Source organism: Pedobacter lusitanus, assembly GCF_040026395.1.
GTDB lineage: Bacteria > Bacteroidota > Bacteroidia > Sphingobacteriales > Sphingobacteriaceae > Pedobacter > Pedobacter lusitanus.
Genome location: NZ_CP157278.1, coordinates 2,193,371 through 2,218,487 on the forward strand (window position 1 = coordinate 2,193,371; position 25,117 = coordinate 2,218,487).

Consider the following 25,117-nt stretch of genomic DNA (forward strand, 5'->3'; position numbering starts at 1 on the left):
ATGTATAAAAAACTAAAAAGGTACTTGTACACAGTCTTTATTTCTACGTGGGCATGAAAAACGTCGAAATCTCCCGGCAATATCTACTTGCTTTCGGAACCCTATATGGGGAAGAGCAATTCAACTTGGTAAAAAGCCTTAAAGTCTTACCTCGTAAACCTGCGTTGGAACTAATTAGTGTTATCCTTCACGCACATAACCGAAGAAAACGATCAGACATCAGATTTCAGTCCACTCAGCTTTTTTCATGGATGATGCAAATGGATAAAACTGAACAATCATTAATTGTAGATTTTGCTCAAAGGGAAAATAAATTGACTGGAGATTCGTCATTTCAGCTTCTGGATCGAAAAGCATGCCTCAATCTACTTCAGCATATCCTAGTTTACTGTGAAGGTACAAACGAGGAATTGAAAGCAAAAGATCACTCCATGTTGTTTAAATGTTTACTTTATTTCAATACGAAAGTAAACGCAGACCAAGAAAGCATCTTCAATTGGGACCGATCAGGCAGTGTGGAGCAGTTTGCAGACTATATTTTACCTATTCATTTTAAAAATATTGATCTAAGCACCCATAGAGACTATAAGGTACAGTTCTTGAAAGTTTATTACTTTTTTAAATTTTGTGAACAGGATGCGAAATATTCTACTTACCTGACAAACTTTTTAAATGCCCTTAAAATAAAAACTTATGGAAATTATCTTTGGCGGGTTTTGGATCAGATGTTCCTTTTGACACTGAATGAAGAGGTAACTACTAAAGTGCAAATAGCCGGCGATGAGCAATATATGAGTTTTTACAACAATCTGTCAATTAACAGCAATATAAAAGAAATTCATCCAGACCTACTCCCACTTCGGCAGTTTCCTTTATTTAAACTGACTGACAATCAATTTCTATATTTAGATTATCGCCTTTTTGTAGACAAGTTTTACCAAAGTTTTCTTTTTGACTTTGCAAGCCAAGCAAAAATCAGTGTTGGGAGTTTAAAGTCACATATGGGGGAGCATTTCTCTGAGACTATTCTTTTTTATAAGGTCATGAGTAACTGCTTCAATAAGTATGGCCATACCAAACTTAATGGAAAAGAGCTAAAAAAAATATTGAAAGATTCTGAACCAGACTATTATATCCGAGAGGGCTCAAAGGTATTTATTTTTGAATTTAAAGATCTATTGATGAGCTGGGAAGTTAAATATTCTAATGACTTAACAAAGATAAAAGCCGCCATTATAGACAAACTAGAGAAAACAGCATCCGGACAAAACAAAGGAATCAATCAGTTGGTTAACAACATCATCTGTTTTAAAAAAGGAATCTACAGGGATAAGATGATTGATGAAACTGACCCTGCAAAAACCATGATCTACCCAATTTTAGTACATACAGATCTAACGCTCGAGGCATATGGAGTTAACAACTTTATTAACGAACGTTTCAGTAATTTACTCACGAATACAGAAATACCAATTCATCTCATCAAAAAAGTTGTTCTTATAAATATTGATACGCTCATACAATTACAGGATTACTTTGCTAGCAGTCAACTCAAACTGGCCACCTGCATTAACGCTTACATCGAATATATATCTAAAAATAATGCAATATCCGCCAACTTTCCTTTTGATGAGTTCATTAAACACTACCTCGGTAAAAAAATAAAAAAAAGAGTCCCTCCCCCAAAAGATTTTATGGACATAATTTCCGAATTTAAGCGAAATGCCAAAGTAAACTAAGACAGCATATGGAATCAGTTACCAAAAAACAAGGTTTTTCTTGATCTATAAAACTGCTCTGGTAATACCTTTTCAAATACCAATTCCTTGTGTTTTTAAATACTCACTAGCAACAAGATATCAAAATATCCTTCCAGAATATGTGTCATCATTTCTGAAAAAATCAATCCAACCCACTTTTGTAAGTTTGCTAGCACAATAACCATAAAATAACTAGTGTCTACAACCAAGTAGTAAAAACCAAAAAGTACCTACCAAAGTTTTCAAATAGCTTATTTTAGACATAATCCAATTTTATCATTATGAAATCAGCTTACATTTACGTCAGGGTAAGTACCGATGAGCAAATGCGTCATGGCTACTCTCTCATTGAACAGGAAGATCGCCTTCTCCAACACTGCGAAATCAACAATATTCAAGTAGTAGGAATATTCCGGGAAGATTATTCAGCTAAGGATTTCAATCGCCCGGAGTGGAAAAAACTTATTAAAACGATCAAAAAGAATGAAAATAAACTTTCAGAAAATATTCTGTTCCTAAAGTGGGACCGTTTTAGCCGAAATATCCAATACGCTTACCAAATGCTTGGCATACTAAGGGATCTGAATATTCAAGCCATGGCAATCGACCAACCGATTGATTTTGATATCCCTGAAAGTATCGTTATGCTCGCCGTTTATTTATCCATCCCAGAAGCTGAAAACAGCAGACGTGGAAAAAACACTTCTGACGGGATGCGCAGAGCAAGGAAGCTTGGACGATGGCCCTCAAAGGCTCCCATAGGTTATATCAACATGACAACCTCTGATGGAAAAAAAATCATTGTGCCAAAACAGCCTGAAGCCAATCATATTAAATGGTCCTTCAAGCAAATGGCAACTGGTGGATATTCGATAAATAAAGTTAATAAAATGGCCTACTTAAATGGATTTATCTGCAAAAGGAATAACTTTTGGCGATTGATTCACAATCCTGTTTATTGCGGATTCGTAACCTTATCTGCAACCAACAATGAAGATATGCAACTCATAAAAGGAATTCATGAACCTCTTATTTCTGAGGAGCTATTCAAGAATGTACAAGCCATGATTCTTAGCAAACGTAGAGAACGAGGCAAAAAAGAGAGCTTAAAATCTGTATTCCCTTTAAGAGGTTTCTTGACCTGTCCTTATTGTAACCGTAGATTATCCGGTAGCATATCGCAAGGAAGACATGCAAAATATCGTTATTACCACTGCTGCACAGCTAAATGCCGAGGTCGGTTTAAGGCAGAAGTGTTGGAAGCCACTTACGAAAAACAACTAAAAAATATATGGATCTCCCCTGCAGCGGTTAAACTTTTTAGACTCATCTTGGAAGATGAAAATATACTTACGGTTCGGAAGAGCCTGTTGCAGCACCGTAAGTCCATATTAAATGAAGTCGAGAAAGAAGAATTATTCCTATCAAAAGTAAGGAAGCTGTTTATTGACGATAAAATCGACCATGAGGATTTTACTAGTTTAAAGAAAGAACAAAAGGAAAAACTGGCATCAATAAATGAGAGGTTGGATATGACCGACGAAAAGATAAAGAATAACGAAATCAACTCGGAAAATGAATTGGCTTACAATGACTACGATATTTTATTTTCCTATAAAAACCAAGACATTGAAGGGAAAAGATATATCATTAATCTTTTCCGCCCATCATCAATAAATGCCATCACAGGAAATCTTAACGTTTTGGAAATAGACCCTGCTTTGTTGCCAATCATTCTTCATCAGAAAAGCACATAATTTCTTCAAATTAAGCAGTTTAAAAGATGAACCATTTACAAATTAAAAATCCAAAAGCATTTTCCGAGAAAAAGGTTTCTCTTAATCAGGCTATAACCATTTTAAAACAGAATGGCATCCAGACAGATAAAGATCAAGCAAAGGTAATACTGGACTTTTTATACGTTATAGCGAAAACTTATAACCTTACCAGCAACGATAAAACTGGAGCAACGTGTGACCATAACAGGATTTTGAACAAATAATATACTCCTGTTACCATTTTGAGTAACTTATATCAAGGAATAAGTATAAGGCAGAATAAATATTAAAATTCTCGAACCGCTTTTCACACCACAAATAAGACATTCAAAGCGTTGATTTACAATCAAATACAAAGAATAAAAAAGGAGATAATCAAAATTGACTATCTCCTTAAGTGGGCCATGATGGGCTCGAACCATCGACCAAAAGATTATGAGTCTTCTACTCTAACCAACTGAGCTAATGGCCCGCGTAAATCTGTATTAGATTTTGCGAGTGCAATGTTACATATTTGTATCGAATATTAAAAATACTTTCATGCAAAAAATCAAAAATATAATCTTCGATTACGGAAACGTCATCTTTGCAATTGACTTCAGAATCACTCAAAACTCTCTGAAACAATTAGGTATACCGAATATTGAAACATTTTTCGGACATACAGGACATCATAATTTATTTAATGATTTAGAGACAGGATTAATCACACCGGCCCAATTCAGAGACGGAATCAGAGAAATTGCACAGAATTCTGCCCTTACAGATGCACAAATTGATGCCGCATGGAACAGTTTACTCATCGGTGTACAGCCAGGTACACATCAGGTACTGCTGGAAATAAAGAAAAACTACAGAACTTTCCTGCTAAGCAATAACAACCAGATTCACTATGACTATATCATCGATTATCTGAAAAAAGAACATCAGCTGGAAAATAACGATTCGTTTTTTGAAAACTCTTACTACTCCCATTTCATGAAGCTGCGTAAACCACACGTAGAAATATATGAACAGGTCATCAGAGAGAACAATCTTAACCCTGCAGAGACGTTATTTATAGATGATACCCCCGGCCACCTTGAAGGTGCTAAGAAAGCAGGATTACAAACCTTATTAATGACAGAAAAACCAGAAAATCTGGGAGCCTTCCTGAAAAGTAAAGGCTTGTTGGTATAGCTTAAAAATCATCAGCAAATGGAAGATCATAAATACAAAACCCTAAAAGAATTTTACCCGTTTTACCTGCAGGAACACCAGAACACCACTAACAGGATATTACATTTCGCAGGTACAGCCCTGATCGGCCTGTGCTTTATTACTGCCATGCTGTTTCATGACTTTGTTTTCTTTGCTTTAATACCAGTTGTCGGATACGGATTCGCATGGACCGGACACTTCTTTTTTGAGAAAAACAAACCTGCTACCTTTAAATACCCCTTGTTCAGCCTGGCAAGCGACTTTTTATTATTTGGCGACCTGATTATGGGCAGACAACCTTTCAAAGTTAAATAGCTGATATTGATAATACTTATAGACTCCGATAGATAACCTCTATATCGATATAGAAATTAGGTGTTGGGATACGATGATAATACTATCTACTTTTATAAGAGCAAAATGAAATAACCATGGAAGAAACGAAAAAACCAACGCGCAAATTAACAACTGCATCCGGCAGACCTTACACTGAGCATGAGAATACCCAGTCAGTAGGCAGAAGAGGTCCTTTATTATTACAAGACTTTGTCTTACATGAGAAAATGGCTCACTTTAACCGTGAGCGTATCCCCGAAAGAGTGGTACACGCCAAAGGAACTGGTGCGTATGGCACATTGACCGTTACCCATGATATATCAAAGTATACAAAGGCGAAAATCTTTAATAAAATCGGCAATACCTGTAAAATGTTTTTACGCTTCTCCACTGTAGGTGGTGAAAAAGGAAGTGCCGACTCTGAAAGAGATCCAAGAGGCTTTGCACTTAAATTTTATACAGAAGATGGAAACTGGGATTTAGTAGGTAACAATACCCCTATTTTCTTTATCAAGGACCCTAAAAAGTTCAGCGATTTCATTCATACCCAAAAACGCGAACCAAGAACCAATCTGAAAAGCCCTACGATGATGTGGGATTTCTGGTCGCTGAACCCGGAAAGTCTTCACCAGGTTATGATCCTGATGACGGACAGAGGTACACCGTTCTCTTATCGTCATATGGACGGCTTTGGCAGCCATACCTACTCTATGATCAACGCAGATAACGAGCGTGTATGGGTTAAATTCCACTTTAAAACCCAGCAGGGAATTAAAAACTTCACAGGACCTGAAGCTGATGCGATGCGTGCACAGGACATGGATCATTCACAACGTGATTTAGTTGAAGCTATCGATAACAAAGACTTCCCGAAATGGACCATGAAAATCCAGGTCATGACCGAAGAAGAAGCTAAAACCTTCAGATGGAATCCTTTTGACCTTTCTAAAGTATGGCCACATGCCGAATTCCCGCTGATCGAAGTAGGTGAAATCGAATTAAACCAGGTACCAAGAAACTATTTTGCGCATGTGGAACAGGCAGCTTTCGCCCCTTCTAACCTGATTGACGGAATTGGCTTCTCGCCTGATAAAATGCTTCAGGGGCGTATCTTATCCTATGCTGATGCACATCGTCACCGTTTAGGGGTAAACTACGAGCAGATCCCTGTAAATGCATGTCCTTTTATGGTTAACAATTACCACCGTGACGGACAAATGCGTGTGGATGACAACGGAAATGAAGAACCAAACTACTATCCAAACAGTTTTGGCGATGTAATTCCTGACGAAAGCTACAAAGAACCAGCCTGGGAATTAGACTCTAACATCGCTGACTGGTATGACAGAAATGAAGGCGAAGGCGATAATGACCACTATACACAACCAGGCGATTTATATCGTAAGGTATTAAGTGAAAGTGACCGCAAAAATCTGATCAGCAATATTGTTGGTGCAATGAGCGGCATTAGCGGGCCTAGAAGAGAGCAAATTATCAATCTGCAACTGTGTCATTGGTTCAGAGCTGATATTGGCTTAGGCATGGCGATTGCAAGCGGATTAGGCATTGACGCCAATCAGGCTATGCAACAGCAGAAACACTAGCCAGCGAATAGCCCGGAAATATATGAATTAGTTTTTTTTCTAAATCCCTGTTTATTAAGTTAAACAGGGATTTTTTTATGCGTCAGCCAAAGATTCTTCGTGACAGACCGGAGATAAGTCGCAGCAAGCTACAAGTAGTGTTTAAGATCGGAGTTGAGAAGGGGTTGATAAGGCCCAGGGCCTTATCAACCCCTTCTCAACTCCGATCACTTACCCTTGTTCGACTTATCTCCGACACTCCCACCTAAGCAGATCTATTAAACAAAAAAACCGCCTTGTAAGAAAATACAAGGCGGTTTCATATATCCAGATGCTTAAATACGTCTTCTCTGTTTTTCTCTTGCAATCAGATCAAGCTCTCTGCTGGTCTGACCGGCAACTGAGGTGTTTTCCTGAGCACGTCTGAACAGATAAGGCATAACAGCCTTCACAGGTCCGTAAGGCACATATTTAGCTACATTATATCCTGCATCAGATAAGTTGAAACTCAGGTTATCACTCATACCCAGTAACTGCGCAAAATAAACATGCGGATGGTTATGATCAATCTGACGGGAATCAAGCAATTCTGCCAGAACTCTGCAGCTGGTTTCATTATGCGTACCACAAACCACACCAATCTGTTCGATATGATCCACGCAATAAGTAATCGCTTCATTGTAATCCCTGTCCGTAGTTTCCTTATCCGGCTGGATCGGTGAAGGATAACCTTTTTCGGCAGCCCTTTTACGTTCCTTTTCCATGTAAGCCCCACGAACAATCTTTGCGCCGATAATAAATCCTGCTTTAGCTGCTACCAGATGATCAGCTTTTAAATGAGCAAGTTTATCATGACGGTATAACTGATAAGTATTGTAAACGATCAGTTTTTTCTGATTAAACGACATCATCATGTCCAGAGCCAATGCATCAATAGTATCCTGAATCCAGGTCTCTTCTGCATCAATCATCACAGGCACATCTTTTTCAAATGCTGTTCTGCAAATACGCTCACAACGGTGTTTTACTCTTTCAAACTCTTTCTGCTCTTCGGCAGTAAGCTCCTGCCTGGCATCCAGTTTTTCCAGTAAAGCAAAACGTCCGATACCTGTAACTTTAAAAACGGTGATTGGAATACGTTTATCACCTGCCGCACGATCTATCGTTCTGATAATTTCGGCACAGGTAAAATCAAACACATGTTCCTCTTCTTCCCCCTCTACAGAATAATCCAGGATGGTACCTACTTTTCCATCGGCCAGCTGGGCGACAGTATGTTCACATTCTGCAATAGTTTCGCCACCGCAAAACTGCTTGAAAATGGTAGATTTGATAATCCCCTGAATCGGTAATCCGATGTTTAAAAATAGATTTGTCACAGGTGGGCCTACCTGAGTCAAAAAATTGCTACTCATTATTTTGAATAACCAGTACGCGCTGTTTAGTTCTGATTTCGATTTACTACGAAAAGCGATCTCCGTATTGTCAAAATTTAGTTTTTTCCCTGGGGATACTTGCATTTGGAGTGATGTATTAGTCAAACGGACGCAAAAATATAAATTCCGGGACTATCATTTGCAAAACCCTTTATAAATAATTGTAAATTTGCAGAACAATGATAGAATTTAAATTAGAAGGCGAATTTATTCCCCTTATTTCTTTGCTGAAAGCTACCGGACTTGTTCAAAGTGGCGGCGAAGCACAAACTGTAGTTGAAGACGGTCTGGTTAAATATAATGGCAATGTAGATTACCGGAAACGTTTAAAAGTACGTATCGGTGACCATGTTGATTTTATGGGCCAGCAAATTAAAATAGTATAATGAATAAACTGGAAAGTGCTGGTCACAATATATATTTTGATACCAGGTTAGCGCCGCTGGCAGAAATTATCGAAAAAGGAAAATACAGCAATGTATTTGTTTTTGCAGATATCAATACAGCCGAATTCTGTTTGCCTGTATTCAGAGAAATGCTGGATGATTTCAACGGATTTGACCTGATCGAGACTGATCCAGGTGAAGAGAACAAAAACATTGACTTTTGTATCGGTATCTGGAAAACCCTACTCGATTTTGGAGCAGACCGTAAATGTCTGGTTATTAATTTAGGCGGTGGTGTGATTACAGATATGGGCGGTTTTGTAGCCTCTACCTATAAACGCGGAGTGGATTTCATCAATATCCCCACTACTTTACTGTCTCAGGTTGATGCTTCTGTGGGTGGAAAAACTGGTATTGACGTCGATAATGTTAAAAACATGGTTGGCACTTTCAGTTTACCTCAGGCTGTATTTATCGAAGCTGAGTTCCTGAAAACTGTACCGGAGCGTGAACTGCTTTCAGGATTTGCTGAAATGATCAAACACGGATTAATCACTGATCAGGAATACTATCATCAATTAAAAGAAGCAGACTATAAAAACATTACAACTGCTGCCATATACCGCTCTGTAGAGATCAAAAATGAAGTTGTAACCACCGATCCGCACGAAAAGGGTTTACGCAAAATCCTTAATTTTGGTCATACCATCGGTCATGCTGTAGAAAGTTATTCATTGACTAAAGATAAAAAACCACTGACCCATGGTGAAGCAATTGCTATAGGCATGATCTGTGAAGCTTATCTTTCTCATAAAAACAGTACGCTTACGGCAGAAGAACTGGAAGAAATACGCCAGTATATCTCCAGTGTATATCCTGCTTATCATATTAAAGAAAAATCGTTCGCCCCACTTTCTGTATACATGCAGAGCGATAAAAAAAATGAACACGGCCATGTGCTGTTCTCCTTATTGCAAAGCATTGGAAAATGCACCTATAACTGTAGGGTTTCAGAAAGCGACATCGTCGAAAGTTTGGAATATTACAATTTAACTTATGCTAAATGATCCTAGAAATATAACCTTATCCCTGTTGTTCGCATTGCTGATTGTCGTTTCACTCGTTGAAATGTATATCAGCTACATGCATGACAGGAAGTTATATGCTAAAAAAGATACATGGACTAACGTGTACCTGATGGGCCTGGCCTTTTTAATAAATTTATCTACAAAAACAGCTACGTTTTTTTTGCTGGATTACTGCTACCAGTTCCGGTTATTCGAAATCAAAAATATTTTCGTTTACTGGGTGGTACTGGTTCTTGCACAGGATTTGTTATACTGGATATTGCACACCTCAGGTCATTATATCAGGTTTTTCTGGGCGATGCACGTCACGCATCACTCGTCTCCCCTGTTTAACCTGACCACGGGATTCCGTTCAACTGTTTTTGAACCGCTTTACCGCGTGTTCTTTTATTTGCCACTGGCCTTTATGGGCTTCTCAGCTATAGACATACTTTTTGCCTACCTGGTTACCCAGCTGTATGGTAATATGGTACATACACAGGCCGTTGGGAAGTTACACCCGGTTATAGAGTATTTTCTGGTTACCCCTTCGCATCACCGGGTACATCATGCCAGTAATATCCGTTACCTGGATAAAAACATGGGTATGGTCTTAATTATCTGGGATCGTATGTTTGGCACTTTCCAGGAAGAACTGCCTGAAGATAAGATTGTTTATGGTCTTACTCATCAGCCCGAAGATACCGGACCAGTCAATATCGTGTTCCATGAATTTAAAGCCATGACGGCCGATATGAAACGTGCGCCGGGTTTAATGAATAAACTCAGGTATATGTTTAACCCTCCGGGATGGAGTCATGACGGGAGCACACAGGTTGCTAAAGTGATGCAGCAGGAACTCAAAGAGGCTGAGCAGCACCAGAAAGCAAGTTAAAAATCGCCCCCTTTATTGTTCTGCAGGGCTATACAACAGTGCTAAGGCACAATAAATAATTTTTTTTAAATTAAATTTGACAAATTAAATTTTGTTGCTACATTTGAAAAAAACAAATAACAAAAATACAGGACACCGTTTAAGGGATCCACTATAGAAAAAATGAGAAACATCACTACATATTGGTTTAGCTACTTTTACTACTTTAGTAAGAGCCGGGACTGATATGCAATCAAAAGAAACAACATAAATTGTATATGAAAAGTCCCGGCATGCTGCCGGGACTTTTTTTGTTTAAAGCAAAAATTAACGCAGGAGATTATAAAAATGAAAAAAGTAACAAGAGTAGCCATACAAGGTATAAAAGCCTCATTTCATGAAGAAGCTGCTTTCAAATTCTTTGGTAACGACATTAAAACTGTTGAATGCAATTCCTTTAAACAGACATGTGAAGTACTTGAGGCTAAAGAAGTTGATTATGTAGTTATGGCTATTGAAAACTCGATTGCCGGTAGTCTTTTACCCAACTACACTTTAATCAGAGAATACAATTTTGCTGTAACCGGCGAAGTTTATCTGCCGATACAATTACACTTAATGGCCTTACCTGGTGTAAAACTGGAGGACGTGAAATATGTGACTTCACACCCTATCGCGATCCGTCAGTGCATTGATTTTTTTGATGAATTTCCTCATTTGAAAGTAGTGGAAAGTATTGATACCGCTGCCTGTGCAAAAAAAATCAGAGATGAGCAATTAACTGATACTGTTGCTATTGCGAACACACTGGCTGCAGAGCTTTATGGTTTGAATATCATCGAAAGAAGAATTGAATCCAACAAAAAGAACTTTACCCGTTTCCTGATTCTTAAAAACGATAAAACTGAAGATTTGACTGATATTAATAAGGCTTCCATCTGTTTCCAGGTAGGTAACCATGTAGGCGCATTATCCAAAGTACTTCACATCTTCGCTGAGCAAAATGTGAACTTAAGCAAGATCCAGTCCATGCCTGTTTTGGGCAAAAGAAATGAGTATTATTTCTATGTGGACATGGAATGGTCAGAGAACGAAAAATATGACATCGCTATTCGTAAAGCGTTGAAATACACTGTAAACTTTAACATTATGGGCGAATATCTGAAAAACGACATCGTCTGATAAACACCTGATTAATCAGCATAAAATATTTAACATATAACCACATTAAAAAATCCCCCTCATCATGAAATTAAATTTAAACATTCAGCCATTAGAGAGCTGGATCAACGTAAAAAACGAGCCGCTAATCATCTCTGGACCATGTAGCGCAGAAACTGAAGATCAACTGTTATCTACTGCACATTTATTAGCTGCAACCGGCAAAGTTTCTGTATTAAGAGCAGGAATCTGGAAACCACGTACCCGTCCGGGAGAATTTGAAGGAATCGGCAGCATTGGTCTGGAATGGTTGAAAAAAGCAAAAGCTGAAACCGGATTACCTACAGCAGTAGAGGTAGCTAATGCAAAACATGTTGAAGAAGCACTGGCAGCTGGCGTAGATATCCTGTGGATTGGTGCAAGATCTACAGCTAACCCTTTCACGGTACAGGAAATTGCTGACGCTTTAAAAGGTGTAGATATCCCTGTATTGGTTAAAAACCCTGTAAATCCTGATATTTCTTTATGGATTGGTGCTTTAGAACGTATCAACAACGCAGGAATTACTAAACTGGGTGCTATTCACCGTGGTTTCTCTTCATACGAAAAAAGCTCTTTCCGTAATGAACCAATGTGGGAACTGGCTATTCAGCTGAAAACACTTTGTCCTGAATTACCTATCATCAATGACCCTTCACATATCTGCGGAAACCGTGAACTGATTCCATACATTTCTCAGAAAGCACTGGATCTTGATATGCAGGGATTAATGATTGAGTCACATATTGATCCATCTGTAGCATGGACTGATGCAAAACAACAGGTTACTCCGGCTGCTCTGGAAGAACTGGTTGCTAAATTAAGTGTACGTGACCCTGAGTCAAACAACGAAGCTTTTGCTGATAAATTAGCTGAATTACGTAAACAGATCGATAAAATTGATGATGTCATGCTGCAAAAATTAAGTGAGCGTATGGCTATCGTTGAAAAAATCGGTCAGTACAAAAGAGATAGTAAAGTAACTATCCTTCAGGTTAACCGATGGGATGAGATCCTTAAAAAAGGAACTGCATTTGCTAAAGCACTTAAATTAGATCTTAGCTTTACAGAGAAGTTTTTAGAACTGGTTCATGGTGAATCAATCAGAAAACAGACTGAGATTATGAATGAAGGCAAAACTGAAGAAGAAATTCTTGAAGCTTCAGCAACCGTAAAATCTTAATCATTTTATTTCGGGGAGCCTTTTCTTCAGGGAGAGGCTCCCGGAAATACTGCAGTCAAAATGATAGCTTCATTACTGTTAAAACCTCGTTTGTTCCTGAGAACCATTAAGAACTTAAACACCACGAAAAAACAATAGAATATTCATGAAAAATAATGCCGTTGTTTCCTTTACGGGACAAAAGGATATCCAGGCTACCATTAACCTGACGGGTTCTAAAAGTGAGAGCAACAGAGCTTTGATTATTGCTGCAATCAGCAAAGGGCTGGTTAAAGTGAATAACCTGTCTGATGCTGCTGATACAGTAACTTTAAACAGAATTCTTACCGAACTGAATCAGACAAAAGAAGAAGAAAGAAAAACCGTGGATGTAGGCCATGCCGGTACTGCCATGCGTTTTCTGACAGCCTATCTGTCTACTATTCCTCAGCAATTTCTGCTTACCGGTTCTTCCAGAATGCAGGAGCGTCCTATCGGGATACTGGTAGATGCTTTAAAAAGCCTGGGTGCGGATGTATCTTATGCTAAAAATGAAGGTTTCCCTCCCCTGTTAATCAATGGCGGCTTAAATAATGTACGTGCTGAAGTTTCTATCAAAGGAAATGTAAGCAGCCAGTATTTATCGGCCCTGCTGATTATAGCACCAAAACTGCTGGCTGGTCTTTCATTGAATATTGAAGGCGGATTAACTTCCAGACCTTATGTGGAAATGACACTGGCCCTGTTAGCCTCAGCAGGAGTTACGCATAGCTGGAAAGGCAACAATATCTATATTGGCCCGCAACAATACGCACAGGCCACCTTAACTGTTGAACCCGACTGGAGCGCAGCTTCTTACTGGTACAGCATTGCTGCACTGGCAGACCAGGCAGCTATTGAGCTACCTAACCTGAAAGAGGAAAGTTTACAGGGAGACAGCAAAATCCAGGAAATTATGGTTGCCCTTGGTGTCAAAACACATAGGACAGCAGATGGCATAGCTTTGTCAGACAGTAAAAATGAACCACAACCTAAAGAAATTCTAAACTTAAAGGACTGTCCTGATCTGGCGCAAACTATTATTGTATGTGCTGCTGCCAAAGGTTTAAATCTTGCTTTCACAGGTCTGGAAACGCTTAAAATTAAAGAAACCAACAGAATTCTGGCTTTACAAAATGAGCTGGCTAAAATCGGGGTGAGCTTAAATGAGGAAAACGAAGTCTATACTTTAAACTGTGAAGGATTGAATTTCCCGGAGAAAGTAAGTTTCGCCACTTATGATGATCACAGAATGGCTATGGCATTTGCTCCGCTAAGTCTGCTGATCAAAGAAGTAGAAATTGAAGATTTCCAGGTAGTAGAGAAATCATATCCTGATTTCTGGAAACATTTACAGCAGGCAGGTTTCACAGTTCAGGAATTAGCCTGATATTTAAAGGTGGGTTAAGACCAGCTTTTAACCTAAATATACATTCATTATTAAACTAAAAACATGGCAGGGAATACCTTCGGACACTTATTCAGGATATCAACCTTCGGGGAATCACATGGCGAGGCTATTGGCGTTATCGTAGATGGCTGCCCTGCCGGGTTGCAGATTGACCTGGAGTTTATCCAGTCAGAATTAGATAAACGCCGTCCGGGACAATCCAAAATCACTACCCAGCGTAAAGAAAGTGATACTGTACAAATCTTATCCGGAACTTTTGAAGGAAAAAGCACGGGCACACCTATCGCGCTTTTAATCCCGAACGAAGATCACCGTTCCAAAGATTATGAACATAATAAAACGGTGTACCGCCCTTCACATGCTGATTATACTTATGATGCCAAATACGGCATCCGTGATCACCGCGGAGGCGGACGTTCTTCGGCCAGAGAAACGGCTGCACGGGTAGCAGCAGGTGCTATTGCAAAATTACTGCTTCAGCATTATGGTATTGGCATTTTTGCTCATGTATCTGCTGTTGGTACAATTAATGCACCTAACCTGGAAGCTTTACCTCTTGCTTCATTACTGGAGCAGCGGGAAGAAAATATCGTGCGCTGTGCAGATCCGGCTACAGCAAATGAAATGATTGAGTTTATCGACAGTGTCAGAAAAGACGGTGATACGGTAGGTGGAAAAATCAGCTGTATTATTCAGAATTGCCCTCCGGGACTGGGAGAACCTGTTTTTGATAAACTACATGCTGACCTGGGCAAAGCGATGTTAAGCATTAATGCTGTACATGGTTTTGAGTACGGTTCTGGTTTTTCAGGAAGTGAAATGAGAGGATCGGCACATAATGATATCTTCCTGACCGACGGAGAGCATGCCCCAAAAACACTGACCAATTTCTCTGGTGGTATACAGGGAGGAATCTCTAATGGTATGGAAATTAACTTTACTGTAGCCTTTAAACCTGTAGCAACAATCATGCATAACCAGCAGACAGTTAATGCAGCAGGCGAAGCCGCAGAGATTAAAGGAAAAGGAAGACATGATCCTTGTGTAGTTCCCAGAGCAGTAGTGATTGTGGAAGCGATGGCCGCTTTGGTACTGGCAGATCAGTTACTGAGAAATAAAACAAGCAGGTTATAAGTATTTAAAACCTGTCCATTTAAACACCCTGTTATCTAAAAAATAACAGGGTGTTTTTTTTGTGTTAATTCTTTCACAATAACAACTTTAATTTAAATTAAATGAATTTTAATTTCTATTTTACAATCATCTATTAATCAAAACCAGATCTACCTTATGAATTATCATGTACCACCACTAAACAGAACCAATGAACCAGGACAGACGGCACAAACCGGAAAGACTAAAATCAGGTGGCATAGGATAGTTTCATTACCATTTTAAAAAAAAATCTATGAAAAACAAAACAAACAGCATGGCGATCTTATGCGCCACATTATTAATTGTTTTAGGTGCCTGTCGCAAGGATAACCTGACTAACAACACTCAGCTTCCTGGTAATCAGAAAGACAAACTTTATTCTGTACAGGAAATCAATGCGATTATCCAGTCAAGCCTGCAAAAAAGCGGCGATTTTAAATGGCAGGAACAAAGCGATGAATTACTGTTCAGTGCTATTATGCATGGTGACAGTTTACTGGCCGTGGGTTATGGAAACCCGCAAACCAATAGCAATACCAGCACTGAAAGCTATAACGAAGGAGCACAAATGATTAATATCAGCTTATCTGAAGCCAGAAAAGCAGGTGTAAATATTGATGGAATTAAAAAAGAACTGCTGCAACAGGTAAAAACCGGCGAAGGAATTCCGTCAAATGGTGCTCCTACAGAAGCATATAATGACATATTGCAATACGAAAGTCCTGTACTGACCAATATGGTAATTAAAATAGGTAAACTGAGTACACTTCGCGAACTGCGCAAGTCAAAAGCTGTGCGTTATCTGGAACCTGCTAACTACAATAAAAACCTGATGAAAAGCAGATCAGCTATCGCAACAGAAAGCCTGAGCTCCGGCGGTGGTGACCCTACCGAACTTCCGGGCTGGTTTATTCAGGGCAATGGAGAGCCACTGATCCCTAAAAGCTATGGTGATCAGCATATCCCCGCCGCATGGAAAGTAAGTACAGGAAAAGATATTACTGTTGGTTTAATTGATAACGGAGTTTATCAGTCACAAACGGCATTTACTTCTCAGGAATTTGGTTCCGGAAGATCAATCTCACTATTTGGTACATTTAAAGGTAGCTCCAGCACAAATGACGGTGTGTATTCACTTAAAGATGATATGACCATTGGTCATGGTACCGGCATGGCTTCTTTAATTGCAGCTCCCAAAAAAGCCAGTCTTCCTGTGGGAATTGCCTATAACTGTAACCTGGTTAGCTACAGAGGAACTGATTTTGTAGCTTTATGGACTTCAAAACAACAAAATGGAGTAGCCAGTGCCCTGACTGCATTAGCAGATAATGCCAACGTGAAAATTATCTCGATGTCTAATGGCTGGATCTTCACAGTGTCTGTTCTTTCTGATGCAGTGAAATATGCCAAAGGTAAGGGCAAACTTATTTTTGCTGCTGCCGGAACTTCTATTAAACCAATTGATCTGGGCTTTTTCGTGATCGATATTCCTAAAAGCGTAGGTGTTATCTTCCCGGCTTCAATGAGTGAAACAGTAGCTGTTACAGGTACTGATTACAGTGACAGCGGAAAACTGGTTAGCTGTAAAGAATGCCATGAAGGAGATAAAGTTTATTTCACCACAACTACTGCAACTTCAGCAGGTGTAAATAATGCTGTAGCTGTTTATCAGGAAACACCTGGTAAATATGGCTTCTCAGGATCTTCCTCTGCCTCTACAGCTATCAATGCAGGCATTGCAGCACTGGTATGGTCTGCGCACCCGACATGGACAGATAAACAGGTTTTACAAAGAATGGTAGAGTCTGCGAAATTGTATCCTAACAAAGATTCGAAACTGGGTTATGGCCCCGTAGATGTTTTAAAGGCCGTACAACCATAGTCTGAACAAAAAAATTTCTGTTTAGTGAATAGTCCCGGCACTTTGTGCGGGACTATTTTTTTGTTGCTTTTGCCCGGTGAAAGCTAATTGCCAATCCCCTTTTATCCTGTTCCAAATAAACTGCGATAATCAAACGGACTGATTTTAAGATTCCGCAAAAAGACCTTTCTCATGGTATCCGCGCTTCCAAACCCGCACAGAACGGCAATCTCATCCAGAGATCGCCTGGTTTCTTCAATATAACGCCTGCTGGATTCAACCCTCAATTTCTCTATATAGCGGGCTGGCGTAAAGCCGGTTTCTGCTGTAAAAACGCGGGCAAAGTTTCTTGGGCTCATTGCCAGACGCTCAGCTAAAACAGCTACAGAAAGATCTTCTTTCAAATGGCCGGCAATCCAGGTCTGTAGTTTTTCTATAGGCTTTTTACTGGATAGCTGCTGTGATAACAGGGTACTGAACTGGGACTGATTACCCGGCCGGCGAAGATACAATACCAGTGTACGGGCAATTTTCAGAGATAAATCACGGTCATAATCTTCTTCGACCATAGCGAGTGCCAGATCAATACCTGCTGTTGCACCAGCAGAAGTATAGACGTTTCCGTCTTTCACATAGATCGGATCGGGATCAACAGTAATATCCTCATAATTACTACTTAGTTCTTTACAGTTTTTCCAGTGCGTAGTTGCCTTTTTACCATTTAATAATCCTGCTTCTGCCAGAACAAATGCACCAATACAAACTGAAGCTACTCTCCTTATGACAGAAGAATTCTGCTTTAGCCAGCTGACCAGCTCAGGAAATTTATCCCATTGGTGACAAGCTGAGAAACCTGCAATAATCAGTGTATCTATTTTTTCTTTAAGCTGATATATACTCGATGAACAATGAATACCTAGTCCGTTGGTCATGGTCATTTCCAGTGACGAAATTGCTGATACGATAACTATCCTGTAATTATCTGCTCCGCCTTTATATTCATTTGCACAGCTAAAAACATCTGCTGCACCTACCAGATCAAGCGACAAAGAATCCGGAATTGCAACTATAACAATTAACTTTTGCCCCATTTTCATCTTATTAATGCTGCAAAGGTAGGACTAAATGCATTTGTCTGTCATGACAATTATCCGTCAATTAAAGACAAATTATCTCATAAAATCAGATTGACACACTGGTGCTAAACCATTTTATTTTATACGTTTTTCTGACAAAACAGTATTCTAATTATACATAAAGCGTTTTAGCTATTGTTTCACGCTTTAGTATTAATTAATTTCATAGGAACCAAATTATATCCGTATGAAAAATTTATTTAATCTTCAGACAACTGCACTGATTTTAACCGCTGCGTTATGTGCCACAGGCTGTAAAAAACTAGGATTGGAAGGAGCTGGCGGTGGCGGTGGTACAACAACTCCACCAGCGAGCACTCATCTTTTAACTGTAGGCTATTTCAATGGTGTAGCCAGGACCGCAGCTCCCAGCGACAAGGTCTCTTACTCTTTAAGAGATATTCCGAACGGGGTTGATATTGTAAATATATTCCACAGATTCAATGAACTTTCCAATCTGAAAAGAGGAGTCAGACAAGCTGGTGCTGCAGAGAAAACACTGACGGAAATTTTAGAGGACGTAACCTACCTGAAAACTAAAAAAACAAGGGTGGTTGAAACTCAATTTATGACAGAGATTTTTGATAATTACAAGGATGCGGCAAAAACTACTAAATGGACAAATACTGCTGCAGATTATGATGGCTATGCTAAATCAGTTTCAGATTCATTAACCAAATGGGGAATTGACGGGGTAGATCTGGACATCGAACCTGGTTTTTCTGTTGGCAATCTCACTATAACTGAGCAGGAAGCATTAGTGAATGCCTTTGCTAAATATTTCGGACCATCGTCTGCCTCTAAAAAACTGCTGATTATTGATACAAATGTTGGTTTTTCAACTTTAGGGTTTACCAAAGAAACGTTAGCCAAAATTGACTATATCTATATTCAGGATTATTTTGGCTCAGCTTCATCTACAGATGAGAAAATTGATGGCTATATAGCGGCAGGTTATCCTAAAGATAAAATCATGCTCATTGCCGCAGACTTTGAAGGTAGCTACAGCAGTGGTAAAACCAGGTTAAAAGCTGCCTATACTAATCCAAAATATATTGCTAAAACAGGTGGTTTTGGTTCATATGGGATCAATTTCGATTATAATAATAAATACCAGTTTACTATTGATATGATCAAAACCTTAAATCCTCAGGGTAATTAATTTCAGCAGCAAAAAGGCCTGATTCTTTACAGAACCAGGCCTTTTTTTATGATATATCCCTGATTTAGAAAATCGCCGGGTATTTAGCTTCGTTATGTGCATTCATCAGCTGATAAATCACTTCTACGACATCATCTACGGATGGTTTAGTAAAGTAATCCCCATCAGATCCGTATGGAGGGCGATGAGCTTTTGCAGATAAAGTTTGTGGCTGTGCATCCAAATGATAATATCCGCCCTGTACTTCTAAAATCTGCTGCAGGATATAAGCTGTTCCACCACCCGGAACATCTTCATCAACCACTAATAATTTATTGGTCTTCTGTAAAGAAGAGGCACATAAATGATCTGTATCAAACGGAAGTAAAGTCTGAGGGTCAATAATCTCTACAGAAATTCCGTAAGCCGCCAGTTCTTCTGCCGCTTCTTCTACAATTCTGAGTGTAGAACCGTAAGAAACAACTGTAATATCTGTTCCCTGTCTGATAATTTCTGCTTTTCCCAATGGTACAGTGTACTCGCCTACATTATCAGGCATCATCTCTTTTAAGCGGTAACCATTCAGACATTCGATCATTAAAGCAGGTTCATCTGCTCTGAATAAAGTATTGTACATTCCGGCTGCCTGAGTCATATTACGTGGAACACAAAGATGTAAACCACGCAGAGAACCTAAAATCATACCGATTGGTGAACCAGAATGCCACACTCCTTCTAAACGGTGTCCGCGTGTTCTGATAATTACCGGTGCTTTTTGTCCGCCTTTGGTACGGTAAGACAAACTTGCAAGGTCATCACTTAATACATTCAGGGCATATAACAGATAATCCAGGTACTGGATTTCAGCTATTGGTCTTAAACCACGCAGCGCCAGTCCTATTCCCTGTCCTGCAATAGTCATTTCCCTGATGCCTGTATCTGTAATTCTTAATTCACCATATTTAGCCTGTAAACCTGCAAATCCCTGATTGACATCTCCGATACTCCCGAGGTCTTCACCAAAGGCTACCAAACGCTGATCACGTGCAAAATTAGCATCAAAACAGGCATTCAGCAATTCACGGCCATCTACCATTTTACTGTTTTCCTGATAAGATGCCGGTAATACGTCTACCAGCGAAGGACTTTCCTTTCCGTCTGTAAACAGTTTGGAATTATATCTTTCTTCGTTATTTGCTTTTTCTCTTTTATACCAGCTTAACAATTGTGTTCTTGCTTCTGAAGGTTCGTTTAAAGTTAAACGAAGTGCTTTTCTTGCAGAAGAAACTACTTCTTTACGCTGTGCATCCGGCGTTCCGGCAAGTGTTCCGGCAATTTTTGCCAGAGCCTGATTCGTATCTGAAAGGTTATGGATTAAACTGATTACCTGATCTTTCTCTACTTTAATATCACCAAGGAACTCATTCCACGCTTCTTTTTGTGCTTCACGGACAAGTTTTTTAGCGGTATCTTCCAGTTCAGCAAGCTCTTCTTCGGTAATAATAGCAGATTCAAGCATCCACAGACGCATCTGACGGATACAGTCAAACTCTTTCTCCCACTCCAGTCTTGCTTTATCTTTATAACGTTCATGTGAACCTGAAGTGGAATGTCCCTGAGGCTGTGTAACTTCTGTTACATGAATCAATACAGGTACATGTTCTTCACGACAGATCTGAATAGCCTGCTGATAGGTTTCACAAAGAGCCGGGTAATCCCACCCTCTTACTTTATATATTTCATAACCAGGGTTATTTTCATCCCGCTGGAAACCTTTTAATATCTCTGAAATATCTTCTTTGGTAGTCTGATATTTTGCCGGAACAGAAATTCCGTAAGCATCATCCCATACTGACATCGCCATAGGAATCTGTAAAACTCCTGCTGCATTGATAGCCTCGAAAAATACACCTTCTGAAGTTGAAGCATTTCCGATAGTACCAAAACCAACTTCGTTCCCGTTAACAGAGAAGTTTTTCAGATAAGCCAGTTCGGGGTTTTGTCTGTATAATTTAGACGCATAAGCCAAACCTACCAGACGCGCCATCTGGCCACCTGTAGGGGCAATATCAGAAGAAGAATTCTTCATTTCTGTTAAGTCTTTCCATGAACCGTCCTCATTCAGGGAACGGGTGGAAAAATGACAATTCATCTGACGGCCGGCAGAAGCAGGGTCTGCTTCTACATTTGGATTTGCATATAACTGGGCAAAAAATTCTTTTATGGTACATATTCCGGTAGCAAAAGCGAAAGTCTGGTCGCGGTAATATCCCGAACGCCAGTCACCATTTTTGAAAGCTTTAGCCATTGCAATCTGAGGAAGTTCCTTCCCGTCACCAAAAATGCCAAACTTAGCCTTACCTGTTAAAACCTCTTTACGGCCTAGTAAACTAGCCTGTCTGCTCTCGAAAGCAATCCTGTAATCATCGATTACTATAGTCTTAAAGTCGTCAAAACTTAATTCTGAGGCATCGATGGGGTTCGTCGTAAGTTTGTTATTTAGCATCATAAGCACAAAAGTTTATTGGGCAAATATATGTATTTTCTGTTTTCCGTCCCTTAACACTATGTAATATATATATTAGCTTTTGACTTTGAAATGTTAATGAAAACATTAAATTTGTTCAAAAGATTTCAATATGAAAAAGCTAATTATACTATTAACCTTTGTCTTAGGTGTTACGGTTACTTCATTTGCACAAAGCAAACCAGCTGAATTTAAATTTGAAAAAGAGACTTATGACTTTGGAAAAATTCCATTGACCAGTCCGGTTTCAGTAGAATTTAAGTTCGTAAACGTTGGTGATGAGCCATTGATTTTAACAAAAGTTGAAACAACCTGCGGATGTACAGTACCTACTTATACTCAAACCCCTATCAAAAAAGGAGAGTCTGGCTTAATTAAAGTGACTTATACCCCGGCTGGTTCACCATTGCCATTCAGCAAAAGTATCACCATCAATTCCAATGCTAAAACACCTACTAAAGTGTTGTACATTAAAGGAGAAACAGTAGCAGGTAAATAATCTGTAAAAAAATATTATTATCAATTAAACCTCGTTAAATCAACGAGGTTTTTTTTTATTTTTGACCCATGCCACATATTTCAGAAAAAGGGATACAAATGCCCGCATCGCCTATAAGAAAACTAACTCCATTTGCCGATAAAGCAAAAAAGGACGGTAAAAAAGTTTATCATTTAAATATCGGCCAGCCGGACATCGCCACCCCGGAAGGCATGTTAAATGCTATCAAAAACATTGATTTCGACGTCTGGGCTTACACTCCGTCAGAAGGAACTTTAAGCTACAGAACAAAACTTACTGAATATTATAATAAACTGGGGTATAATATCACTCCTGAAGATATATTAGTTACTGTAGGTGGATCAGAAGCGATTACCATCGCTATGCAAACCTGCGTAAATGAAGGTGATGAAATTATCATTCCTGAGCCTTTCTATGCAAACTATAATGGTTTTGCCTGTATGAGTAATGTAGTTGTAAAACCAATTCTCTCGCATATTGAAAATGGTTTCGCCCTACCTGAAATTGCTGAATTTGAGAAACTGATCACGAATAAAACCAAAGCGATCATTATCTGTAACCCCAATAATCCAACGGGATATCTTTATTCAGGAGAAGAGCTTCAGGCACTGAAAGAATTATGTCTTAAATATGATTTATTCTTATTCTCTGATGAGGCTTACCGTGAATTCTGCTATGATGGCAGAGAATTCATCTCTCCTATGCACCTTGATGGCCTGGAAGAAAATGTAGTGATCATGGATACTGTTTCTAAAAGATACAGTGCATGCGGCGCTCGTCTGGGCTGCCTAATCACTAAAAACAAAGAAGTGATCAAATCAGGATTAAAGTTTGCCCAGGCAAGATTAAGTCCGGGAATGGTGGAACAGATTGCAGGATCTGCTGCTGTGGATACTCCTGACAGCTATTTTGAAGAGGTAAATAAGGAATATACTTTACGCAGAGATACTTTAGTATCAAGATTAAATGCTATTGATGGTGTTTTCTGCCCTAATCCGGGTGGAGCATTCTATGTAGTTGCCAAATTCCCTATTGATGATGCAGATGCATTTTGTCAGTGGATGCTGGAAAGTTTTGACCATGACGGCCAGACTGTAATGATGGCGCCAGCAACTGGTTTTTATTCAAGTCCCGGCTCTGGTAAAGATGAAGTGAGAATGGCTTATGTATTAAATACTGATGATTTAAACAAAGCAATGGACTGTCTGACTTTAGCTTTAAAACAATATCCTGGTAAAACGAACTAATCTGATATCAGCCTAAAAAAGCCCTGCAGGATTAAATCTGCAGGGCTTTTTCTTTAGGAGACGATTTCCATATGCAGTATCGGAAAAGGTTTTCCCATACCGTCTAAAGCCGAGCGGCTGACGGTCTTGAATCCCATCTTTTCATAAAATCCTACTGCCTGCGGATTATCTTCGTTTACATCTACCTTATTTATTTTAAAAGTCTGCAGGGCGTGATTCAGCAGCTCTTTTCCGATTCCTTTGCCCATTACCCGGGGATGCACAAATAACATCTCCAGCTTGTCACTCTCTATTCCCATAAAACCTGTGATCAGACCGTCCTGATCTCTGATACAAAACAAGCTGACCAGCTTAAAATATTCATTCAGTAATAACGATTTAAAGAAAGCGATATCCTGTTCGTTTAAGAAATGGTGAGTTGCTCTGACAGAGGCTTCCCATAGTTCACCCATCTGAGCAAACTCTGATTCATCGGGGACATCTATTTTATAAGAACCTATCATAATATCAAATTTAGGAAAAAAGGCAAAGTCCACGTTGATTAGATGCCTGAATCGTTTAATGTTACAGCCGAACAGGAATAATGAGAAGATGAAGCCTGCTCCAATATCACCCGGAAGATTTTAAGGCTTTAAATCTTCTTCTTTCTCTTCTTTTGTTTCTGTCTGCGCTGACGGATATTTTTCTCTGTGGACAGGAACTGTAACGGGACCACCAATACCAATCCCAAAGCAAGCTAATCCTATCAATAAGATCATGCAGATCAGACGCAAAACTTTCCTGATGCGTTTCATCATAACAAATAATAATAAACCAGGCTTTCAGGCCCCGGCTTTCATGAAGAAATTGTTATTATTTAAGGGGAATTAATTAAGCGTTTTGCTTAATTACTGAAGAGAAGGCTGCTGCTTTGCGCCTTGGGTAATGATGAAGATGGTGTATAAACAGGCATCCTGCCGGAAGCTGAGTCAGGAGTAATACGACAACCAGATTAGTATTATATTCTATTTGCACCATCCTGCTTTTTAATAAAAGAATCAGGTTTTTGGAGCTGGACAGAAATATCTGCCGAAAATCTGCAGTGCGTAACTGCTGAAGAAAGCTGCGGTAAAAAACCTGAGGCTTGTAAGATTTTCCTGTATGTCCGGCTAATTTACCGGTAGAAAACTCCTGCCTGGTTACAGAACCCGAGGTCAGTCCACCTGAAATTGTAAACAGGCTAATCAATAATAAAACTGCAAGCATCCAGCGGGATGTTTGCAGTTTTATTGAATCTATAGCTGTTAATTTTTTCATGT

At 39.3% G+C, this 25,117-nt stretch carries 22 protein-coding genes and 1 tRNA gene; 16 read left to right on the plus strand and 7 right to left on the minus strand.

Annotated elements, in window-relative coordinates:
- The first annotated feature begins 53 nt into the window (after nucleotides 1–53).
- Nucleotides 54–1,739: a hypothetical protein gene (locus PL_RS09120; RefSeq protein ID WP_348621503.1), complete on the plus strand. Its 1,686-nt coding sequence runs from the start codon at nucleotides 54–56 to the stop codon at nucleotides 1,737–1,739.
- A 302-nt stretch (nucleotides 1,740–2,041) separates the two neighbouring features.
- The gene (locus PL_RS09125; RefSeq protein WP_041882547.1) at nucleotides 2,042–3,517 is read left to right on the plus strand and encodes a recombinase family protein; all 1,476 of its coding nucleotides are present in this window, start codon (nucleotides 2,042–2,044) and stop codon (nucleotides 3,515–3,517) included.
- Nucleotides 3,518–3,936: 419 nt separating this feature from the next.
- Here PL_RS09125 and PL_RS09130 read toward each other — a convergent pair.
- A tRNA-Ile gene (locus tag PL_RS09130) sits at nucleotides 3,937–4,010 on the minus strand.
- 68 nt (nucleotides 4,011–4,078) lie between these two features.
- Here PL_RS09130 and PL_RS09135 point away from each other — a divergent pair.
- The 3 genes from PL_RS09135 (at nucleotide 4,079) to PL_RS09145 (ending at nucleotide 6,678) form a co-directional block, all read left to right on the plus strand.
- A complete protein-coding gene (locus PL_RS09135) occupies nucleotides 4,079–4,717 on the plus strand; it encodes an HAD family hydrolase (RefSeq protein ID WP_200890741.1) in 639 nt (212 codons plus the stop codon).
- An 18-nt stretch (nucleotides 4,718–4,735) separates the two neighbouring features.
- On the plus strand, nucleotides 4,736–5,053 hold the full coding sequence (locus PL_RS09140; RefSeq protein WP_041882551.1) for a DUF962 domain-containing protein: 318 nt from the start codon (nucleotides 4,736–4,738) through the stop codon (nucleotides 5,051–5,053).
- Nucleotides 5,054–5,169: 116 nt separating this feature from the next.
- Entirely contained in the window at nucleotides 5,170–6,678 is a 1,509-nt protein-coding gene (locus PL_RS09145) for a catalase (protein ID WP_041882553.1), read from the plus strand.
- 314 nt (nucleotides 6,679–6,992) lie between these two features.
- Here PL_RS09145 and PL_RS09150 read toward each other — a convergent pair whose 3' ends face one another.
- Entirely contained in the window at nucleotides 6,993–8,177 is a 1,185-nt protein-coding gene (locus tag PL_RS09150; RefSeq protein ID WP_200890742.1) for a proline dehydrogenase family protein, read from the minus strand.
- A 95-nt stretch (nucleotides 8,178–8,272) separates the two neighbouring features.
- Between PL_RS09150 and PL_RS09155 the strand changes: the two genes are divergently transcribed.
- From PL_RS09155 to PL_RS09190, 8 genes are all read left to right on the plus strand, one after another.
- Nucleotides 8,273–8,479 (plus strand): RNA-binding S4 domain-containing protein, encoded by a 207-nt coding sequence (locus PL_RS09155; RefSeq protein ID WP_041882555.1) that lies wholly within the window; start codon nucleotides 8,273–8,275, stop codon nucleotides 8,477–8,479.
- Nucleotides 8,479–9,546 (plus strand): 3-dehydroquinate synthase, encoded by a 1,068-nt coding sequence (gene aroB, locus PL_RS09160; RefSeq protein ID WP_041882557.1) that lies wholly within the window; start codon nucleotides 8,479–8,481, stop codon nucleotides 9,544–9,546. Before PL_RS09155 ends, aroB begins: the two co-directional genes overlap by 1 nt.
- Nucleotides 9,536–10,441, plus strand: a complete 906-nt coding sequence (locus PL_RS09165) for a sterol desaturase family protein (protein ID WP_041882558.1) — start codon at nucleotides 9,536–9,538, stop codon at nucleotides 10,439–10,441. Before aroB ends, PL_RS09165 begins: the two co-directional genes overlap by 11 nt.
- Nucleotides 10,442–10,768: 327 nt before the next feature.
- Complete coding sequence (locus PL_RS09170; RefSeq protein WP_041882559.1) at nucleotides 10,769–11,602, plus strand: prephenate dehydratase; 834 nt, start codon at nucleotides 10,769–10,771, stop codon at nucleotides 11,600–11,602.
- Between the two features lie 64 nt (nucleotides 11,603–11,666).
- Entirely contained in the window at nucleotides 11,667–12,803 is a 1,137-nt protein-coding gene (locus PL_RS09175) for a chorismate mutase (RefSeq protein WP_041882560.1), read from the plus strand.
- A 145-nt stretch (nucleotides 12,804–12,948) separates the two neighbouring features.
- A complete protein-coding gene (gene aroA, locus PL_RS09180) occupies nucleotides 12,949–14,211 on the plus strand; it encodes a 3-phosphoshikimate 1-carboxyvinyltransferase (protein ID WP_041882561.1) in 1,263 nt (420 codons plus the stop codon).
- 63 nt (nucleotides 14,212–14,274) lie between these two features.
- Complete coding sequence (gene aroC / locus PL_RS09185; protein ID WP_041882562.1) at nucleotides 14,275–15,366, plus strand: chorismate synthase; 1,092 nt, start codon at nucleotides 14,275–14,277, stop codon at nucleotides 15,364–15,366.
- Between the two features lie 274 nt (nucleotides 15,367–15,640).
- Entirely contained in the window at nucleotides 15,641–17,269 is a 1,629-nt protein-coding gene (locus tag PL_RS09190) for a S8/S53 family peptidase (protein ID WP_041882563.1), read from the plus strand.
- A gap of 101 nt (nucleotides 17,270–17,370) precedes the next feature.
- On the opposite strand, the gene PL_RS09195 is transcribed toward PL_RS09190, so the two are convergent.
- The gene (locus PL_RS09195; RefSeq protein WP_052496317.1) at nucleotides 17,371–18,339 is read right to left on the minus strand and encodes a GlxA family transcriptional regulator; all 969 of its coding nucleotides are present in this window, start codon (nucleotides 18,337–18,339) and stop codon (nucleotides 17,371–17,373) included.
- A 232-nt stretch (nucleotides 18,340–18,571) separates the two neighbouring features.
- On the opposite strand from PL_RS09195, the gene PL_RS09200 reads away from it, so the two are divergent.
- Nucleotides 18,572–19,546, plus strand: coding sequence for an EndoS/ChiA family endoglycosidase (locus PL_RS09200; protein WP_041882566.1), 975 nt, complete (start codon nucleotides 18,572–18,574; stop codon nucleotides 19,544–19,546).
- 64 nt (nucleotides 19,547–19,610) lie between these two features.
- Here the strand turns inward: PL_RS09200 and PL_RS09205 are convergent, their stop codons facing one another.
- Nucleotides 19,611–22,034, minus strand: coding sequence for an alpha-ketoacid dehydrogenase subunit alpha/beta (locus PL_RS09205; RefSeq protein ID WP_348621508.1), 2,424 nt, complete (start codon nucleotides 22,032–22,034; stop codon nucleotides 19,611–19,613).
- 130 nt (nucleotides 22,035–22,164) lie between these two features.
- Between PL_RS09205 and PL_RS09210 the strand changes: the two genes are divergently transcribed.
- Together PL_RS09210 and PL_RS09215 are read left to right on the plus strand one after the other, a co-directional pair.
- Entirely contained in the window at nucleotides 22,165–22,551 is a 387-nt protein-coding gene (locus PL_RS09210; RefSeq protein WP_041882567.1) for a DUF1573 domain-containing protein, read from the plus strand.
- 68 nt (nucleotides 22,552–22,619) lie between these two features.
- Nucleotides 22,620–23,819 (plus strand): pyridoxal phosphate-dependent aminotransferase, encoded by a 1,200-nt coding sequence (locus PL_RS09215; RefSeq protein ID WP_348621510.1) that lies wholly within the window; start codon nucleotides 22,620–22,622, stop codon nucleotides 23,817–23,819.
- A 53-nt stretch (nucleotides 23,820–23,872) separates the two neighbouring features.
- Here PL_RS09215 and PL_RS09220 read toward each other — a convergent pair whose 3' ends face one another.
- From PL_RS09220 to PL_RS09230, 3 genes are all read right to left on the minus strand, one after another.
- Nucleotides 23,873–24,322, minus strand: a complete 450-nt coding sequence (locus PL_RS09220; RefSeq protein ID WP_052496313.1) for a GNAT family N-acetyltransferase — start codon at nucleotides 24,320–24,322, stop codon at nucleotides 23,873–23,875.
- Nucleotides 24,323–24,442: 120 nt separating this feature from the next.
- Nucleotides 24,443–24,616, minus strand: a complete 174-nt coding sequence (locus PL_RS09225; protein ID WP_160292106.1) for a hypothetical protein — start codon at nucleotides 24,614–24,616, stop codon at nucleotides 24,443–24,445.
- Between the two features lie 73 nt (nucleotides 24,617–24,689).
- On the minus strand, nucleotides 24,690–25,115 hold the full coding sequence (locus tag PL_RS09230; RefSeq protein WP_041882569.1) for a hypothetical protein: 426 nt from the start codon (nucleotides 25,113–25,115) through the stop codon (nucleotides 24,690–24,692).
- Between the last annotated feature and the right edge of the window lie 2 nt (nucleotides 25,116–25,117).

Bases quoted from the DNA above. Each gene is read 5' to 3' on its own strand.
- PL_RS09200 (WP_041882566.1), top strand. From the start codon at position 18,572: ATGAAAAATTTATTTAATCTTCAGACAACTGCACTGATTTTAACCGCT.
- PL_RS09220 (WP_052496313.1), bottom strand. From the start codon at position 24,322: ATGATAGGTTCTTATAAAATAGATGTCCCCGATGAATCAGAGTTTGCT.
- PL_RS09120 (WP_348621503.1), top strand. From the start codon at position 54: ATGAAAAACGTCGAAATCTCCCGGCAATATCTACTTGCTTTCGGAACC.
- PL_RS09175 (WP_041882560.1), top strand. From the start codon at position 11,667: ATGAAATTAAATTTAAACATTCAGCCATTAGAGAGCTGGATCAACGTA.
- PL_RS09170 (WP_041882559.1), top strand. From the start codon at position 10,769: ATGAAAAAAGTAACAAGAGTAGCCATACAAGGTATAAAAGCCTCATTT.
- PL_RS09150 (WP_200890742.1), bottom strand. From the start codon at position 8,177: ATGCAAGTATCCCCAGGGAAAAAACTAAATTTTGACAATACGGAGATC.
- PL_RS09135 (WP_200890741.1), top strand. From the start codon at position 4,079: ATGCAAAAAATCAAAAATATAATCTTCGATTACGGAAACGTCATCTTT.
- PL_RS09165 (WP_041882558.1), top strand. From the start codon at position 9,536: ATGCTAAATGATCCTAGAAATATAACCTTATCCCTGTTGTTCGCATTG.
- PL_RS09155 (WP_041882555.1), top strand. From the start codon at position 8,273: ATGATAGAATTTAAATTAGAAGGCGAATTTATTCCCCTTATTTCTTTG.
- PL_RS09190 (WP_041882563.1), top strand. From the start codon at position 15,641: ATGAAAAACAAAACAAACAGCATGGCGATCTTATGCGCCACATTATTA.
- aroC (WP_041882562.1), top strand. From the start codon at position 14,275: ATGGCAGGGAATACCTTCGGACACTTATTCAGGATATCAACCTTCGGG.
- PL_RS09215 (WP_348621510.1), top strand. From the start codon at position 22,620: ATGCCACATATTTCAGAAAAAGGGATACAAATGCCCGCATCGCCTATA.
- PL_RS09145 (WP_041882553.1), top strand. From the start codon at position 5,170: ATGGAAGAAACGAAAAAACCAACGCGCAAATTAACAACTGCATCCGGC.
- PL_RS09230 (WP_041882569.1), bottom strand. From the start codon at position 25,115: ATGAAAAAATTAACAGCTATAGATTCAATAAAACTGCAAACATCCCGC.
- PL_RS09205 (WP_348621508.1), bottom strand. From the start codon at position 22,034: ATGATGCTAAATAACAAACTTACGACGAACCCCATCGATGCCTCAGAA.
- PL_RS09125 (WP_041882547.1), top strand. From the start codon at position 2,042: ATGAAATCAGCTTACATTTACGTCAGGGTAAGTACCGATGAGCAAATG.
- aroB (WP_041882557.1), top strand. From the start codon at position 8,479: ATGAATAAACTGGAAAGTGCTGGTCACAATATATATTTTGATACCAGG.
- PL_RS09210 (WP_041882567.1), top strand. From the start codon at position 22,165: ATGAAAAAGCTAATTATACTATTAACCTTTGTCTTAGGTGTTACGGTT.
- PL_RS09140 (WP_041882551.1), top strand. From the start codon at position 4,736: ATGGAAGATCATAAATACAAAACCCTAAAAGAATTTTACCCGTTTTAC.
- PL_RS09195 (WP_052496317.1), bottom strand. From the start codon at position 18,339: ATGGGGCAAAAGTTAATTGTTATAGTTGCAATTCCGGATTCTTTGTCG.
- PL_RS09225 (WP_160292106.1), bottom strand. From the start codon at position 24,616: ATGATGAAACGCATCAGGAAAGTTTTGCGTCTGATCTGCATGATCTTA.
- aroA (WP_041882561.1), top strand. From the start codon at position 12,949: ATGAAAAATAATGCCGTTGTTTCCTTTACGGGACAAAAGGATATCCAG.